The organism is Aquimarina litoralis (assembly GCF_039523995.1).
Lineage (GTDB): Bacteria > Bacteroidota > Bacteroidia > Flavobacteriales > Flavobacteriaceae > Aquimarina > Aquimarina litoralis.
This window is the reverse complement of the sequence record NZ_BAAAGE010000003.1, coordinates 128,250-146,156: the sequence shown is the minus strand read 5'-3', so window position 1 is coordinate 146,156 and position 17,907 is coordinate 128,250. Positions and strand designations below refer to the sequence as shown.

18 protein-coding genes are annotated in these 17,907 nt (G+C 33.2%); 9 read left to right on the top strand and 9 right to left on the bottom strand.

The genetic code is table 11. The features are described 5' to 3' along the window. The first annotated feature begins 12 nt into the window (after positions 1-12). The 4 genes from ABD077_RS14985 (at position 13) to rlmB (ending at position 4,328) form a co-directional block, all read left to right on the top strand. Positions 13-1,731, top strand: a complete 1,719-nt coding sequence (locus tag ABD077_RS14985) for a SusD/RagB family nutrient-binding outer membrane lipoprotein (protein WP_343913102.1) — start codon at positions 13-15, stop codon at positions 1,729-1,731. A 12-nt stretch (positions 1,732-1,743) separates the two neighbouring features. Beyond that, entirely contained in the window at positions 1,744-2,637 is an 894-nt protein-coding gene (locus ABD077_RS14980; protein ID WP_343913101.1) for a hypothetical protein, read from the top strand. Positions 2,638-2,649: 12 nt separating this feature from the next. Then, complete coding sequence (locus ABD077_RS14975; protein WP_343913100.1) at positions 2,650-3,510, top strand: hypothetical protein; 861 nt, start codon at positions 2,650-2,652, stop codon at positions 3,508-3,510. A gap of 83 nt (positions 3,511-3,593) precedes the next feature. Beyond that, entirely contained in the window at positions 3,594-4,328 is a 735-nt protein-coding gene (gene rlmB, locus ABD077_RS14970) for a 23S rRNA (guanosine(2251)-2'-O)-methyltransferase RlmB (RefSeq protein WP_343913099.1), read from the top strand. 14 nt (positions 4,329-4,342) lie between these two features. Here rlmB and ABD077_RS14965 read toward each other — a convergent pair whose 3' ends face one another. After that, on the bottom strand, positions 4,343-5,086 hold the full coding sequence (locus tag ABD077_RS14965) for a rhomboid family intramembrane serine protease (protein WP_343913098.1): 744 nt from the start codon (positions 5,084-5,086) through the stop codon (positions 4,343-4,345). 116 nt (positions 5,087-5,202) lie between these two features. Between ABD077_RS14965 and ABD077_RS14960 the strand changes: the two genes are divergently transcribed. Then, positions 5,203-6,480 carry a replication-associated recombination protein A gene (locus ABD077_RS14960; RefSeq protein ID WP_343913097.1) on the top strand — a complete coding sequence of 426 codons (1,278 nt, stop codon included), beginning with the start codon at positions 5,203-5,205 and terminating at the stop codon, positions 6,478-6,480. Positions 6,481-6,485: 5 nt separating this feature from the next. Here ABD077_RS14960 and ABD077_RS14955 read toward each other — a convergent pair whose 3' ends face one another. The 6 genes from ABD077_RS14955 to radC all read right to left on the bottom strand — a co-directional run bounded on the left by ABD077_RS14955 (position 6,486) and on the right by radC (position 12,073). Then, positions 6,486-7,271: a hypothetical protein gene (locus tag ABD077_RS14955; RefSeq protein WP_343913096.1), complete on the bottom strand. Its 786-nt coding sequence runs from the start codon at positions 7,269-7,271 to the stop codon at positions 6,486-6,488. A 71-nt stretch (positions 7,272-7,342) separates the two neighbouring features. Further along, complete coding sequence (locus tag ABD077_RS14950; RefSeq protein WP_343913095.1) at positions 7,343-8,743, bottom strand: DUF5723 family protein; 1,401 nt, start codon at positions 8,741-8,743, stop codon at positions 7,343-7,345. After that, positions 8,740-9,342, bottom strand: coding sequence for a hypothetical protein (locus tag ABD077_RS14945; protein WP_343913094.1), 603 nt, complete (start codon positions 9,340-9,342; stop codon positions 8,740-8,742). The genes ABD077_RS14950 and ABD077_RS14945 overlap by 4 nt, the downstream gene beginning before the upstream one ends. A gap of 47 nt (positions 9,343-9,389) precedes the next feature. Further along, on the bottom strand, positions 9,390-10,079 hold the full coding sequence (locus tag ABD077_RS14940; protein ID WP_343913093.1) for a YjjG family noncanonical pyrimidine nucleotidase: 690 nt from the start codon (positions 10,077-10,079) through the stop codon (positions 9,390-9,392). Beyond that, the gene (locus ABD077_RS14935; RefSeq protein WP_343913092.1) at positions 10,060-11,370 is read right to left on the bottom strand and encodes a polysaccharide deacetylase family protein; all 1,311 of its coding nucleotides are present in this window, start codon (positions 11,368-11,370) and stop codon (positions 10,060-10,062) included. The genes ABD077_RS14940 and ABD077_RS14935 overlap by 20 nt, the downstream gene beginning before the upstream one ends. Before the next feature lie 4 nt (positions 11,371-11,374). Further along, entirely contained in the window at positions 11,375-12,073 is a 699-nt protein-coding gene (gene radC, locus ABD077_RS14930; protein ID WP_343913091.1) for a RadC family protein, read from the bottom strand. A 228-nt stretch (positions 12,074-12,301) separates the two neighbouring features. Between radC and ABD077_RS14925 the strand changes: the two genes are divergently transcribed. The 4 genes from ABD077_RS14925 to ABD077_RS14910 all read left to right on the top strand — a co-directional run bounded on the left by ABD077_RS14925 (position 12,302) and on the right by ABD077_RS14910 (position 15,528). Then, positions 12,302-12,748, top strand: a complete 447-nt coding sequence (locus ABD077_RS14925; RefSeq protein WP_343913090.1) for a hypothetical protein — start codon at positions 12,302-12,304, stop codon at positions 12,746-12,748. A gap of 123 nt (positions 12,749-12,871) precedes the next feature. Then, entirely contained in the window at positions 12,872-13,315 is a 444-nt protein-coding gene (locus tag ABD077_RS14920) for a DUF1569 domain-containing protein (RefSeq protein ID WP_343913089.1), read from the top strand. 3 nt (positions 13,316-13,318) lie between these two features. Continuing rightward, the gene (locus tag ABD077_RS14915) at positions 13,319-13,918 is read left to right on the top strand and encodes an FMN-binding negative transcriptional regulator (RefSeq protein WP_343913088.1); all 600 of its coding nucleotides are present in this window, start codon (positions 13,319-13,321) and stop codon (positions 13,916-13,918) included. Positions 13,919-14,163: 245 nt separating this feature from the next. Next, the gene (locus tag ABD077_RS14910; protein WP_343913087.1) at positions 14,164-15,528 is read left to right on the top strand and encodes a hypothetical protein; all 1,365 of its coding nucleotides are present in this window, start codon (positions 14,164-14,166) and stop codon (positions 15,526-15,528) included. Positions 15,529-15,601: 73 nt separating this feature from the next. Here ABD077_RS14910 and ABD077_RS14905 read toward each other — a convergent pair whose 3' ends face one another. Then, positions 15,602-16,954, bottom strand: coding sequence for a UDP-N-acetylmuramate--L-alanine ligase (locus ABD077_RS14905; protein WP_343913086.1), 1,353 nt, complete (start codon positions 16,952-16,954; stop codon positions 15,602-15,604). A gap of 110 nt (positions 16,955-17,064) precedes the next feature. Continuing rightward, a complete protein-coding gene (locus tag ABD077_RS14900) occupies positions 17,065-17,763 on the bottom strand; it encodes a peptidoglycan-binding domain-containing protein (protein WP_343913085.1) in 699 nt (232 codons plus the stop codon). Positions 17,764-17,907 lie beyond the last annotated feature (144 nt).

Genomic DNA, 17,907 nt, shown 5'->3' with positions numbered 1-17,907 from the left:
AATTAAAAGGAAATGAAAAAAATAAATTTAAAATTAATTATAGTATCTATTCTTGTTTTTGCGGGACTAATGTCTTGTGAGACTGCAGAATTAGATCTTTTAGCAGACCCTACTCAAGTGGGTGAAGACCAATTAGATCCAGATCAATTATTTAACGGCATCCAGCTTGGTTTTAATAATTTTGTTCAAAATGTAGCAGGTGATGCTTCATTTACATCTCAGGTTACGAGATCTTTCCAAATGGGAGGTGGAAATCAATACGCAAATGCTTTTGCTCCTATTAGCTTTAATGGAATTTGGACCTCTGCGTATGCTGGTGTATTAAATGACATTCAAGCTTTAGAACCAGTTGCTGAGGAACAAGGTTTAACTTATCAATTAGGAGCTTCTAAAGTAATGAAAGCATATGTTTTAGTTACTCTTGTTGATTTATTTGGTGACGTTCCTTTTACTGAAGCATTGCAAGGAAACGGAAATCAAAATCCAGGTGTAGATGATCAAGTTTCTATCTATCAGGCTGCATTAGCAGAATTAGATGAGGCTATTGCTATTTTAGCAACAGCTCCTACTACTTTCCCTAGCGACGATTTATATTATGCTGCAGGAAATGAAGGTGATACTGATGAAGACTCACAAGCAAAGTGGATTACTGCTGCTAAAACATTGAAGTTAAGAATTTATAACAACGCAAGAAAAAACAGTACAGCTCTTGGAGTTGATGTTGTGTCTGCGATTAATGCTCTTTTAGCGGAGAACGATTTAATCGATACTCCAGCAGAAGATTGGCAATTTAACTATGGTACTAATAGAATTAATCCAAATTCTAGACACCCTGGATATAATAGATATTATGAAGTTGGTGCTGTAGGATATATGTCTAATTACCTTATGTGGTCTATGATCGAAGAGAAAGGTGCTGGGGATGATCCAAGATTAAGATACTATTTCTACAGACAAGATGACAATGCTAATGACGAAGATATCTTTACGTTAGGATGTCTTGTACAATCCGCTCCTGGTCACTATGGAACTGAGACATCTATTTATGATAACAATATTGGTATGCCATTCTGTACTGCTGATCCTGGAAGAGGATATTGGGGTAGAGATCACGGAGATAATGCTGGTATTCCACCTGATAATGAGAAAAGAACTGTTTATGGTGTTTACCCTGTAGGTGGTGCATTTGACGTTGATGATGCAGGTAGCGTACAAAACGAAGGTGAAGATGGAGCTTTAGGAGCGGGAATCACACCTATTCTTCTTTCATCTTATGTAGATTTCATTAAAGCAGAAGCTCAATTAGAGTTAGGTACAAGTGGAGATGCTAGAGCATTTTTGGAAAGTGGTATTCGTACTTCTATCAATAAAGTAGTGAATTTTGATCCTTCTACAGTAGGAAGCACATTTGCTCCTACAGCAGTTGACATCAGTGCCTATGTAACAGTAGTACTAGACGCATATGATGCTGCTGGTCCTAGCGAAAGACTTGATATCCTAATGAAAGAATATCAGATCGCTGCTTTTGGTAATGGTCTAGAAATATACAATGGATACCGTAGAACTGGTTTCCCAAGTAATTATCAGCCAACTTTAGATCCTAATCCAGGTGATTATTATCGTAGTGCTCTATACCCAGCAAACTATATTAACAACAACAGTAATGCTGTTCAAAAGGAGCGTACAGAACAAATATTCTGGGATACTAATCCTGCAGGATTTATAAACTAAAAATTGATAGCAATGAAAAATATATATAAAATATTAATAGTTTGTCTAGTAGCATTTACTATGACAAATTGTGAGGACAATGAGAAATTTCCTCTGGCAGAGCAGCAGAACGGTGCATTCGTTCTTGTTGATATAGAAAACCCTGTAATCGATGTTACCGCTATAGAAACATCAACTTATGGAGGTACTTTAAGAGCCACATCTGATCTGGTAGCTAGCCATGAGTTTATGGTAAGAAGAGTTAGTGGAGGTACAGCATCTGAATTTGTTTCAATTTTCATGACTGATACATTTCCTGCTGACTTCCAAATTGGAGCACCAGAAATTGCAACTGCTCTTGGTTTAGACATTACAGATATTTTACCTGGTGATCGTTTTGATTTTACAGGAAAAACAACAAGTACTGATGGGACTATTGTACTTCAAGAAAATCTTCAGCCAGATTTATTGGTGGAAATTGGACAGAGACAAGCCTATAGCTTACAAACATTTGTATCTTGTCCATTTGTTTTAGAAGAAGCTTTAGGAACTTATGAACTTTTAGATTGTGGATTAACTTTTTGTAACGGAGGTAATACATTTGAGATAGTAGCTGGTGAAGATCCAAATACTGTAATAATGCAAAACCCATACAATTCTTTTGACCCTGATACTGGAGAGCCATTCAACATTGTAATGCAAGTAAATCCAACTAGTGGTGAGATAATTATTGAAGATCAGCCTGCGTTTGATACTGCAGACACTGGAAATAATGGATTTAATCCTACTAGTATTGAAACAGAAAGTGGTTTCTTTTTCTCTTGCGTAGGAGTAATTACAACTACAGTAGATACTTCTATTGAAAGAATTTCTGATGGTGCTCGATTTACTTTTGGTGCCAGAGCTTTTGAAGCACAAAAATTATAAAATCCTAGAATTATGAAATTATACAATTTAAAATATATACTAGCAATTGCAGTCTTTGGTCTTTTATTCACTGCATGTGAAGATGATGATCCTATAACAGCTGGGATTGGAGACCCTTTAACTAAAGAAGTTATTAATTTAGATGCTACAATTGCTTCTGACATCACCATTACTGGTGAAGGTAATGTAGTTGATTTTACCGTTACTTTACCACAATCATTTAATTCAGCAGTTACCGTAACTGCTAGAGCTACTCTGGATAACGGAAACTTTACTACTGGAACAGCTGAAATTGATGCAGGTGCTACAACTGGTACTGGTTCTATTACATTGTCTCCTGATGACAGTGTTATAGATGGATCAACTATTGATGGTATTGCTGATGCTGTTAGTATAGAACTTATAGGTATCCTTTTAGACGAATTAGTTCCTGATACAACTTACACTATTTCATCAAATGTTTTAAGTTTGGGCTTATACCCTGACACATTGCCTGCTGCAGGTGGATTGAATATTTTATTCGATTGGGATAATCCTGCTGTAAATGATTTAGATCTAGAAGTGATAGACAGAGCTTTTACTAGTATCTTTGAAAGTTCTGGAACTGGAAGTCGTTTCGAATCAGATTTATTCCAAACAACAGGGAGAGCTGACGGAATTTATGATGTATATTACACGATCTTTAGTGCATCTCCAACGGAAGACATAAACTTTAATGTATTATTTACCTTACCTGATGGAAGATTAACTGTTGTTAGTGGAGTTATACCTGCTGGATCAGCTGCTAGTACTCGTACTCCAATTGCAACTTTTGAAAAATCAACTGATGCAGTAACTGGTGTAACAAGTTATATAAACATTGGAAATTTATAGAAAAATATAAAATTCCTATAGTAGAAATTAAACATCCCAATGTTATATCATTGGGATGTTTTTTTATATTACATTTACCGAACATGAAAAATGAATCATTAATTTTTGGAATTAGGACAATAATAGAGGCAATTAACTCAGGAAAAACTATTGATAAAATTTTTATTCAAAAAGGTTTACAGGGTGAACTATCTAGAGAATTGATGAACTTACTAAAGAAAGAAAAACTTTCTTTTTCCCAAGTCCCTGTAGAAAAGTTAAATAAACTTACTCGTAAAAATCACCAAGGAGTAGTGGCATACATCTCCCCTATTGAGTTTCATGATCTAGAAAACCTTACAATGCAAATAATTGAATCTGGTGAAACTCCGCTATTTTTAATCCTTGATCAGCTTTCTGATGTTCGAAATTTTGGAGCTATTATCAGAACTGCAGAATGCACTGGCGTTCATGGAATAATTATTCAAAAAAAAGGAGGTGCTCCAGTAAGCGCAGATACTGTAAAAACATCAACTGGTGCGATTTTTAAAATTCCAATCTGCAAAGTAGATCATATTAAAGACGCTATGTTTTACCTACAGGGTTCAGGTATACAGATCGTTGCTGCAAGTGAGAAAGCAGCGGTTCCAATTTATGACATAGATCTTAAAACACCAACTGCTATTGTAATGGGAAGCGAAGGAAAAGGTATATCAAATTCCGTTTTGAAAATTGCTGACCATATGGCTAAACTTCCAATGTACGGAGAAATAGCATCACTAAATGTTTCTGTGGCCTGTGGAGTATTTTTATATGAAGCTATTAGACAGCGATTATGATTATATAAAAACTGTTATTCTTCTTCAGAATTATTAGAATCAGAAGGCTTATAATTATAAATAATTTCAATGTTTTCTTGAAAATCAGGCTCTGGTAAACATTCTATAAAATTACCATCCTCGTCAAAATGTCTTAGAAAATCATCCTCTTCGGGATCAAAATCTTCTTTTTCCCAATTATATTTTTGGGGTATTGCTATTCCTTTTTTTATACCAAAAGCCAAAACAAAGCCAACTATTAGCCCTGACAAATGTCCTTCCCATGAAATCTTTGGATCGATAGGAAATGTATACCATATCATACTACCATATATAAAAACAACAACAAATGATAATGCAATTAATCTATAATGCTTAGCTATTATACCTTTTAAGAATAAAAACCCAAAGAGCATATAAATTAATCCGCTGGCACCTATATGATTTGCTGTACGACCTAACATCCATGTTAAAAGACCTGTCAAAAGACCTCCTATGAGAATAACTTTCCAAGAGTTTCTAGGATAAAAAAAGAAAAGTGATGCAGATAAAATAAGTAATGGCAATGTATTATGCCATAAATGTGACAAATCTCCGTGAATAAACGGAGATAACAAAACTCCTCTCAGCCCTACTAACGTTCGTGGATAAATCCCAAAGTTATTAAAATCAAAACCGAATCTTACTTCAAACCAGAAAACTATCCATATTAGCAATACAAACAACAAGGGATATCCAACTACTCCTGTACTAAAAACAAATTGATCTCTTTTTCTCATAGCTTTGTAAAATATATCAAAAAATCTTCCAAAGACCATATACCGCTAAATTGTCAGTAACTTAATTTTTATATAGATCATGATGAAAACAAAGACCATTTATTACATTTGTAATTATGAATAAACCTCTAGCTGAAAGAATACGTCCTCGGTCTTTAGAAGAATATTTAAGTCAAGAACATTTGATTGGCGATGATGGTTCGTTAACCAAACAGATAAAGAAAGGCATCATTCCTTCTCTAATATTTTGGGGACCTCCAGGAGTCGGAAAAACAACACTAGCTAATATTATTGCTAGCGAATCTGATCGTCCATTTTATACACTTAGCGCGATTAATAGTGGTGTAAAGGAAGTGAGAGAGGTAATTGATAAAGCGAAACAAAGTGGTGGCTTATTCACTTCAAAAAACCCCATTCTCTTTATTGATGAAATTCATCGTTTTAGTAAATCACAACAAGATTCCTTACTCGGAGCAGTTGAAAAGGGATGGGTAACACTAATAGGAGCTACAACAGAAAACCCTAGTTTTGAAGTAATACCAGCTTTACTCTCTAGGTGTCAAGTATATGTTTTAAAACCTTTTGAAAAAAAAGAATTAGAAGCACTCCTGGCTAGAGCAATGGCCCAAGATGAGATTATATCATCAAAAGACATTGTACTCAAAGAAACGGATGCTTTATTACGTTTAAGTGGTGGCGATGCAAGAAAACTATTAAACATTTTCGAACTTATTGTTAGTAGTCAGGAAAATGATAAGATTGTTATCACAAATGATTTAGTTCTTAAGTTAGTCCAGCAAAACACTGTTAGATATGATAAAACTGGAGAACAACACTATGATATTATTTCCGCATTTATTAAATCAGTAAGAGGTAGTGACCCAAATGCATCTGTGTATTGGTTAGCTAGAATGATTGAAGGAGGAGAAGATCTTAAATTTTTAGCTCGTAGAATGATCATTCTAGCCTCAGAAGATATTGGAAATGCAAATCCAACAGCACTGATCATGGCTAATAATACTTTTCAGGCAGTTACAACAGTCGGATACCCAGAAGCCAGAATCATCCTAAGTCAATGTGCTGTTTATCTAGCAACTTCTCCCAAAAGTAACGCTTCTTATATGGCGATTAATAAAGCACAGCAATTAGTCAGACAAACCGGAGATTTGCCTGTTCCGCTACACATAAGAAATGCTCCCACTAAGTTAATGAAAGAATTGGGATATGGCGAAGATTATAAATATGCTCATGATCATGCCAATAATTTTGTAAACCAAGAATTCCTTCCAGAGTCACTGGAAAACACAAAACTCTACGAACCTGGCAACAATCAACGAGAAAACAGTTTTAGATCATTTCTTAAATCACGCTGGAAAGATAAATACAATTACTAACCTTTCTATTGGCGGGCAAAAGTATCTGTAATCAATTTATCGGTAGCAGGATTAATTCTATCTAAAATAAAATTACCAAAAGCATCAAAATAACCGCTACCACTTAAGTCTCCGGCATTTACAATATAATCGTTTTTTCTGCTTGATTTTAAAATTTTACCTAAAGAAACTATAGACTCGCCTTTTTTCTGTGATAACTCAAAACCAAATTCTCTCTTATTTAAAAGATATATTTCATCATTATACATTAAGGAAATAGTTTTATCAGTAGATACATCATTTTTTTGATTGACCTCTCCTTTATTACTCTGCTCTTTTATTGGCGTATCCATATCTTCTAATGCAGACTTAGTAGCCATAGAACTTTTTACTTCTGTTGTTGTATTGGATTGCGGTACACTTACAGCTATGGTATTATCTTTTTTACCACTATACTTATAATTTAAAGCTTGAATATCTTTAAAGGCCTTTCTCAAAGCCTCATGGTAAGCCTTTTTATATTCTTTTTCTCTACTAGTACCTTCCTTAGTACTAAAAACTACAATACCGTTACAATCTATTAAATCTACGATAAGCTTAGTCTTCAATAACCCAGAATTTCTCCTTACATCTGCTCTTAAGCCTTTGCAACCATTTGTTTTTAAATCCTCAGGTAAATCTTCACCTCGAATAAAAGCGGTAAATCCATATTTTTCAAACAAAAACTTGGTTAAAGAATTTAATTGATAATCATCATTTTTTCCCAAAAAGACATAACCTTCTGGTACAATTACATATTTATAATCATTCACCGAGTTTTGAGCACATAAATTATTCATTAAGAATAAAGCAAACCCAAAAAAGAAAACACGTGTTATATTCATTACATTATTACATTAAATCCTAATTGTATAGATGCACCCCTTGCATCCGCCAGATTAGAATATTCTAAAAGATTATTTGCCGAAATATAAAAATTAATTTTATTAAAATGAGTAGACATTAAAAAACCAATATTTTTATAAGAATAATCATCAACAGTATACGTCAATTTTGTTCTTAGAAAACTGGATAATCGTTTGTAATAAAATAATGATGCTGCATATTGAGGTCTCTTAGGCCTAAACTGCGAAAATACTTGTAATCCAAATGCATCTTGATATAAAGGCCCCTCACCTTCTATCGCACAATTACAAGTTCCATCATCATATCTATTAAACGAATACTTAATAGAACTATTTAGTTTTAATGGTCTTAATGCGGCATAACTCGTATTTAGCGTATCAATAGGTATCGCTTCTTCTAATTCATTCAATATATCTTGCCCATTATCATCTGTAATGGGGGTCTCTAATCCCTCAAAAACAAAATTACCCCTAGCTCTATAGGTCTCTACATCTTTGGTATAGAAGATCATTCCCAAATCGGTCATACTACCTGTAAGTGTCCATTGATCCTCTAAGCGATAAGTAAACCCTAGATCTACACCTACTCCCAAGTTTCCTCCAAGAAGTGCTCTACCAAGAAACTTATTTACAACTTGGCTTGCACCATCTGCATTATCCTCTGATTCAATATCTCGAAGTGAAGCATAACCGGCAGTTTGGAGGCTTACATCAGCATTGCTAATTACATGTTGATAGATGTTATTACCTTGTGGAGTCTCGATTGTAGTAAATGTTCCACGATTTTTTGTACTTCTGAAATTAAATATGCTCGAATATAACTTTGCCCTAGCACCAAAAGTTAGTTTCTTGTTTACCTTTTTATTATAACCAAAATGATAAACTGTCAATAATTCTCCAGTAGCACTCACATTTGAAAATCTAAAGGGAATATTTATAAAATCTTGATTTCCCTGATACGCTAATACAGCAAAGTCTTTAGGGAAATATACAATCAGATCAAGTTCTTGATACAATCCTCCCGAGTAATACAAGTCTTTGTTTTTTTTGCTACGCCAACCAAAACTTAACAGTTCTAATTGCTGGGTTAAGGTAAAGTAATCCTTACTCGTTAGTGTATTAATCGTGTTCTCTATTTTGTCATTAATATCTCTCCCGTCGTCCGCAAAAACATCATAGATCGAGGCTCCTCTAAAGCCCACATTTAGGTGAATTTGTGATAAAAAAGGAACTCCGACATGATACTTAAAATTCACTTCTGCTCCTGGATTAAGCATAAGCGATTGTGGCAGATCGGTAAAATCGTATAAGGTTTCTTTATTTTGAGAATATACTGAGCATCCCAATAAACCTAAGAAAAGGCATAATAAGATTCTCATAATTCATAATTTACATAATAACTGGCTTTTGATCTGATATGTAAAACACCTCTTAAGTCCGTGTTTAATGTAGGTACAATAATTTCTGTTGCAATTTTTTGTGCAGAAGATAATTGATTCAGATCTTGTTGACTTAGTTCAATAGGATTGTTTGGGTCTCCTGGTTGTGGAGAAACGACCGGTTCTGTTCCAGGCCCTAATCCTGGACGTACTAATATGGAATAAAACTGATCATTGATTGGTTGTCCATTTTGGGTTAAAAACTGAAATTGGAGTGTAAACTCTCGTTCAATAGTGTTTCGAACTTCGATTGTTAATTCGACTCTATCTAGATTATCAACTGCAAAATCAGTCCCTACCAAATCGTAATTTGCAGTATCCCTAACAACTTCAGGAGGTATTGTAAATTCCGTATCGGGAGGAAGTCCGTCGGGAATATATTCCTCAATATCAAATTCTGAATAAATAAAATCCGCCTCAAAGACTGGGGTTAAAACAACATCTTCTAGTTGTTCAAAATCTAGCTCTTCAACACAGGAAACGGTTGACAATATTGCGCTGAAAAACAGCAGCAATGCATAAGTTTTTTTTGTTTTCATCTGGGGGAGTTGTTTAGTATGTAACGAAAATATACAAATATTTATTACTAAATGTAATTTTTTATTTCATTTAATGAAGAAACTTGCAATATATTCTGAGGTATTTGTTCCCGATGATAGTTGAAACATATAGACCTGATCCCCAAAGATTCTGCTCCCAAAATATCTGCTTCATAGTTATCTCCAATCATCAAACTATTACCAATATTCGCGCCAGAAATAGCTATCGCATGCTCAAATATAATTGGGTTTGGTTTTTTAACACCTACATCCTCACTGTTCGTTACAGTTTTGAAATATTGTGCTATGTTAGAATTAGATAGCTTGGTGTTTTGCACCTCTCTAAAGCCGTTCGTTATAATATGCAAATGATAGTTTGGGTGTAAATAAGTCAACAACTCCACAGCTCCTTCTATCAAATAATTATTTAAAGGAAGAAAACTTATATAGTCTTCAGACAACTGATCTATCACTTGTATTGGAAAAGATATATTAAAAGCACTAAAAGCTTTTATTAAACGTCCTCTACGCAACTCTTGTTTAGTAACTTTTTCTTCTCTATATAATTTCCAGTATTGTAAGTTAATAGGTTGATAAACACTCAAAAACTGATAAATATCTATTCCAATATTGAATTTATCAAACATCTTTTGAAATGCTAAGGTCGAGTTTTTATCAAAATCCCAAAGAGTATGATCAAGATCAAAAAATATGTGATCAATTTTTGTTAGTTTCATCCCTAGTCCAAATAAATTTAAAAATTGATTTCCAAAATGGTTGCTCATTAAGATCTCCAAATAAACCATTACTAAAGACAGGAATAAATAAGCCATTTACTTTTTCCACCTTTTCTAAATAATCTATAATTTCTTGTTTAACCGCATACTCGTTATCAGTATCCTCAAAACTTTTAGGAGTGATGCAAAAAGAATAGATTACCAAAGGGGTTTGCACTTCATAATCTAAGTCATAAAACAAAAAGGGTGTACAAGTTCCAGCTCTAAAACCAGCATGCCCTGGATACCCCATTGAATAGTCTTCTTGAATTTCTAACTCAATAAAGTTTCGATAGGCTTCAGGAAGTTTAATTTTATAAAAAGAACATAATGAAGACCGCAATTGTCTATTCACAATATTCTCTATTCTTGATTTTTCTTGCTTTAATATTTCTAAGTCGGCAATAGCATCATATGAAACTTTCAAACCGACATCCAAATAATCCGATACATGCTTAATAACTTTCTTATGTTCTGGATTACTATGATTGATATTTTTTTCAAAATTCGTATAATCCCCTAAACCAAAAAACATAAGACATTTTCTCTGTATATTCTTTTGCAAATCAATTACAAAATCAAACGTATTATACGGATCTTTTTTAATACCCAATATTACTTTTATCCTATCGGTAACCTCATTAACTTTTAGCTGCCATAGGTCTCTAATACCACCACCTACAGATCTTAAAATCCCTTTTTGCCAATAAGCAAAAGTCTGACTCACATAAATAATAGGTTGCATCTTGAACTCCTTTTCTTTAAATCCAATATCTGGGTATTTTTCCTTTAGAATTTTTTTAAATTTCAGTGCCCAAATATCAACAACAGGTTCTTGTAAAAACCCATTTTGATATGCAATACTTTCTGTTGCAGCAAATCTTCCGAGTTCATCTTTTACATGAGGCAAATACTCTTCATATCGTGTCAACAAATAAAAAGTTGCTGCGAATATATCAAATGGCAAAGCAGTACTTTGGTGTTTAACCGAAAAAAAACACTGAGTATCTTCCCAAGATATTACCTGTATTTCTACTTCGTTAAAACCATGCTCAAAAAGTAAATCTACACTTTGAAAATAAAGTTCCTTTCCCAAGGGTTGTTTACCATAAGATAACTTGGGACCATCGTGAGCAATAAAAGATTCTATTTTGGAAGTAAAATCAACTTCTAAACCCAAAATTCTCTTACAGATATGCTTAAAAGTATATAATACTCTAGGTGTTATCTTATAAACATGGATTAATAGCATATTATTATAGTATAGCTTGATCTGCGAAGCTAAAATAATCCTTTTCTGTAATTATTAAGTGATCCAATAGTTTAATATCTAAACTCAGTCCTGCTTGTTTCAGTTTTTGCGTTAAGACTTTATCCGATTCGCTAGGCACTAAAGCCCCACTAGGGTGATTATGTGTTAATATAATTGCGGTCGCATTAAATTCTAGCGCCGATCTAAATACAATTCTTGGATCTACCAAAGTCCCTGTCTTACCTCCTATACTTATTTGCTTCTTTTGCAAAACCTTATTGGCATTATTAAGAAACAAAACCCAAAATTCTTCATGTTCTAAATCCCCGATAATCGGATTCATTATATGAAACACATCTATACTAGAGTTTATTTTAGGTATAATTGAAACACTCTCTTCTTTTCTTCTCCTCCCTAATTCTAAACCCGCAACAATCGATATTGCTTTAGCTTCTCCAATTCCCTTAAAATTCATAAGCTGTTTTACCGAGAGCTTACCTAGTGCATTAATCTGATTGTCCACACTTGCCAAAATCCTTTTGCTTAATGCTACAGCACTTTCTTCTTTATTCCCTGAGCCAATCAAAATTGCTATTAACTCTGAATCACTTAAAGAATTCTTCCCTTTAACCAATAATTTTTCTCTTGGACGATCATTTTCATTCCATTTTCTAATCGAAAATGAAGCATTATCTTCAATCATATATTTTTTTTTAGAAGCATTATTCCCTAAAATTTCCAATACTTATCTATAAACTATCCTTCTCAAATACAAGATATTATTCTATAATTTACAAAAATAAAAATTGTCTACCCTGTCGATATTTAAAGATTCTCTTTATATATATTTGTTTGAAAATGAAACTTTTACTATATTTGAACACCCATAATCTAAAAAAAGAGAATTTAACAACTTCAAATTAACCTATTTATGAAGAACATTATTACCTTCGCATTACTATTAGCTACTATTAGTTTTTATGGACAAGATAGAAAACGTATAAGCTTCCTAAATTTAGTAGGAAACCACATACAAGTGCCACGAGGATGTCAAGCACAATCAGAATTTGAATTACAAGCGTGCAATGGAACCTCTATTAAATGGGATTATTACAGTGATGATATGCTAACTGCAGTATTCGATGCTACTATTGATGCTTTTGGAGCAGATAACTCTTCTAAAACTGCTGTGACATTTACTTCGTTTGGATCTGAATTGAAAGGTTTTAAATTTAAATCTGGTACTACTTTCCAATATTTTTTAATGGGAAAAATTAAAAATCAACCTTTAATGATAAATCTTGGAACACCTTCAGACATATCTGCAAATGGAGATTTGGAAGGAATTCTTAAGCTTGTCTTCGAAAAGGTTGGTTAATTAAATCATTCATTTTTACGAATAAATCTTTGAAGTTATTTTGTCAATAGCTTAGCATTTTTATGGATCATATTTAAAATAATTCTATTATTTTTGATATGTACACCCTAAATATGCCAAAAGATGAAATCTCTTTTTGATGAACCCGTAAAAAATGAAATAGAAGGTAGAATACAGAAATTATCTACAGAAAGTGCTCCAAATTGGGGCAGAATGGATATTTCTCAAATGTTATTTCATTGTCAGTTTCCTTTAAAAATTGCACTCAAGAAGGAGCATCCAACGGTAAAACCAAATTTATTAGCAAAGATATTTTTTAAAAAATCCTTGTATAACGACAAACCTTGGAAAAAAAATTTACCTACGCACCCTAAATTAAAAGTAGTAGATAGCAAAGTTTTTGAAGAAGAAAAAAAGATATTACTAGAATTGATTAATGAATTCTCAGAAAAGAGAACTATATCTGAATGGGATCCACATCCTATGTTCGGAACCTTTACAAAAGATCAATGGGGAAAAATGCAATACAAGCATTTAGATCATCATTTACAACAATTTAACGTATAGTCTGTGTATCCACCAAAACATCATCAAGACTATAATGTAGAGAATATTAAAAGTGTAGCGAAAGCATATCCCTTTGCTACCTTAGTATCTGCTAAAGACAAAACACCATACATTACTCACGCACCATTAATTCTGAAAGGAGATACTCTTGTAGGCCATATAGATGCCAACAATCCACATGTAGCTTTATTGCAAAATAACTATCCAGTCACAGCTATTTTCCAAGGACCTCAAACCTATATTTCTCCAACGATCTATACCACCAAGCAATTACCTACCTGGAATTACATCATTACACACGCAGCAGGTATAGTAAAGACGATCAAAGATCCAGAATTAATTAAAGAATCAATGGTAATAATGACCGACTTTTTAGAAAATTCTAATGACGGTTTTAAACTATCAAAAGAAGACCCTAGAATGGACCGTTTGGTTCCGTATATTCATTGTTTTGAGATTGAAGTACAACATTGGGAAGGTAAATTTAAATTAAGTCAAGATAAAATACCAGCTGACATAGAAAATGCAAAACATGAATTGATCAAAAATAACCAGATCAGTATTGCTGATTTTGTTAATGGTTTATTCCAAAATAATTTTTAAACATCTCTTCAGATTCCTTATTCTCTAAAGGTTTCAACTACCATTCAATTCCTTTTCAATATAAGTTCTATGAACTTAAGAATACCATTAGATTAAAATATTACTTCTAACGTATACTAAACCTAATTTATTAAAGTTCTAAACACTAAATTGAGTTTACATAATTCTTAAGACTTTTAAAACCATAAATAAGAGTTCCAAATCTACATATATCAAAAGATCTCATAAAGAAAAGAACTGTAGCCATGACAAGAACATTAAATATTTCATTGATCTTACTTATATCATTTATCGTTATAAATTGTTCTAATGATGATAAAGATTCCGTTACCGATAACAATATAAATGTAGGTATATTGGATAAAGTCAAAACTTACGGAGGAAGTAATAATGATAGTGCACAAGCAATTAAAGCTACTCAAGATGGAGGTTATATTGTTTTGGGATATACATTAAGCAATGACCAAGACATAACTGATAAGGAAGGAGAAGATGCTGACTTCTATCTATTAAAATACGATGGGTTAAACGAATTGCAATGGAGCAAAACCTACGGAGGAACGGGTGACGACAGAGGTTATGATTTAGTAGAAAATCAAGACGGAAGTTTAGTTGTATTAGGGTATAGTACAAGTAACGATGGAGATGCTACTAATAATGAAGGTGATAAAGACTACTGGATCCTTAAGTTATCTTCTACCGGATCAATTATTTGGCAAAAATCCTTTGGCTATTCTGGTGAGGATTTTGGAACATCTCTAATTAAATCAAGTGAAGGTGGATATGTACTGGTTGGAGAACTAGATGTTGTGGGATCGAATGGTGAAGGTGACACAACGAAAACTACTAACAACAGACATGCAGGAGGCAATTATTGGGCAATTAAGATTACTGAAGATGGGATATTAGAATGGAGTAAACATTTTGGTGGTGGTTTTTCAGAAACTCCAAAAGATGTAATCCAAACGGATGATGGAGGTTATATTATTGTTGGCGAATCCGACAGTGATGATTTAGACATTACTAACAACAAAGGTTTTTATGATTTCTGGGTTATTAAAATCTCAAATACAGGAATTTTAGAATGGCAAAAGTCTTTTGGCGGAAGTAATATTGATAATGGATTTAGTATCACTAAAGCGAATGATGGGAATTATTTAATTGTTGGGGCTACCAAAAGCTCAGATATTGATGTTTCAGCTAACAAAGGTGTTACGGATATTTGGTTAGTAAAAATTTCGCCATCTGGAGATTTGATTTCTGAAAAAACTATTGGAGGTAGTAATTTTGATACAGCAGAAAAAATTATCAATACGGCTGATAGAGGTTATTTAATTGCGGGATCATCGCGGAGCGAAGATGGAGATGTTTCCGAAAATCAAGGGCAAATAGACGGCTGGATTATCAAACTAGACTCTAATCAAGATATTGTTTGGCAAATAAGTACCGGAGGGTCTCAGTTCGATTACATTTATGATGTGGCAGAACTAAGTAATGGTTCGATTATAGCTGTAGGGGACACCTTTAGTAATGATGGTACAATCGAAGAAAATAAAGGGCTTAGTGATATACTAACCATAACCATAAAACAATCAACAGAAAGTCTGTAAGTTTTTATTTTAGAATAACAAAAAAAGCATCACAAATACATGTGATGCTTCATAAATTATATTGAAAAAAATATTATATCAACTCCTTTACCTCATCGAAATCTAATCCACCATAATTACCGCTACTCATAAGCAATAGTGCAGAATTAGCAAAATCCTTTTGTTGCAGATATTCCTTAAACTCTTCAGGATTTGTATAAATCAACAAATCTTTTCTGTTAAATGCTGTAGCAATTTGTTCTTCGGATACTTCTTCTAGCTGTTTTATTTTCACAGCATGAGGCGAATAAAAAACTATTGCCTGATCTGCTGCATCCAACGCTCCCTCGTATTCTTTTAAAAACTCTGCATTTAGACTGCTATACGTATGTAACTCTAGACAAGCTATTAGTTGTCTGTCTTGATATTGTTCTTTTACTGCTTTTGTAGTAGCACTAACTTTAGAAGGACTATGAGCAAAATCTTTATATGCAACCGCAGCATTACTCTCTGCTATTTTTTCTAGTCTTTTAGAAGCACCAGTAAATGATGCAATCGCCTCATAGAATTCATCTTCATCAATACCCATATGTTGACAAATCCACTTTGCTCCCGCTAAATTACTTAAGTTATGGGCTCCAAACACCTCGATAGGCATTTCCCCCTCCGGTGTATTTAATAAGGTTTCTCCATTTTCTACTCGATAATCTGGTGTAGTATAAGGTATTTTCCTAATTTGATTTTCAGAATGCTCAACTACTTTAACCACCTCAGGATCTTCTTCATTATAATTAATACTTCCACCGCGTACGATACTATCCACAAAAATCTGAAACTGCTCTACGTAATTATCAAAAGTTGGAAACACATTAATATGATCCCATGCAATACCACTTAGTAATGCAATATTTGGTTTGTATAAATGAAATTTGGGTCTTCTATCTATCGGAGAGGACAGATACTCATCACCCTCTAACACCATAAAATCATTCTCTTCCGTTAGGTGTACCATCGTATCAAAACCTTCTAGTTGTGCTCCTACCATATAGTCTACTTCCTTATCATGGTAGTGTAGAACATGTAAAATCATAGATGTAATAGTAGTCTTACCATGAGAACCACCAATCACAACACGAGTTTTATTCTTAGACTGTTCATACAAAAACTCTGGATAAGAATATATCTTCAAACCTAGTTCTTGAGCTTCCAGCAATTCTGGATTATCTTCTTTTGCGTGCATTCCTAAAATAATAGCATCAATTTCTTTAGTGATTTTTTCAGGAAACCAACCAAAAGTTTCAGGCAGCAAACCATGCTTAGCTAATCGTGATTTCGAAGGTTCAAAAATCACATCATCACTTCCTGTAACTTTATATCCTTTTTGATGCAACGCCATAGCAAGGTTGTGCATAGCACTACCTCCTATCGCAATAAAATGTACGCGCATAATAGTATTCTTAATTCTAAAAAGTAAAGATACAACCTACTTTTAATTATTAAAGAAACTAACTTTAAAATAACGAGTAGATTGTATCAATTTCAGATTTTACTGTAAAATTATTGCGTAGCCAATAAGGGTCTAGTGGCTTCTTCTGGTAATTTTAAAAGTTCCCGAAGAGTTAAAACATCCAATATTCCATCCGGAAATAGTTCATGTTTATATTCAAAATCTTTTAGCGCTGTTTCTGTTTCTATTTTAAAATTCCCATCAACCGCAATCGTATACCCACTAGCAACCAAGCGCTTTTGCATTTCATACACCCATGGACCTCGATCTCCCGTTTTTAATGTTTTTTGCAAAACTGTTTTTTGAAATAAATCATAAAATGCTTCCTTTCTATTGTACTCTGCTATATCTTCTTGTGATAATTGATTCTGCTCTAGCAATTTTATTTCATCATTAGATAATCCTTTAGATTTATACACTGTTGATTGCATAAGGATAGCTTCGTAATATTTCACCTTTCCTAATTTCTTTTGATATTCGTTAATAGCATATCGTGTGGCTGAATTGTCTTTTTTCGGATTCCTTACATCTATGCGGTTTGTGGACCATTGTGAGATTATATATCCATTCAGTATTTCGATAGTTTCATAATAATTCATAACAACTTGCGGATCGTGATAAGAATTATCTACAGTATCCTTAGACATATAGGCTACATTCTTAGGGTGAAACCTTTGGTATTTATGATATTGATTATACCCCATTACCAGAGTGATAACGACTAACAAAAAAATAATAATGCCCTTCATAATTGAAAATTTGGTTTATAGTAATTGAAATAAATTAGTGTCTTTTCTATTTGATCAAAGTTTTTTTACGAAGTGGGGAAAAATCAACCTTACAATCTTCTTAAAGATACTCATAAAATAAGAAATTACCGAAATCAATAATTA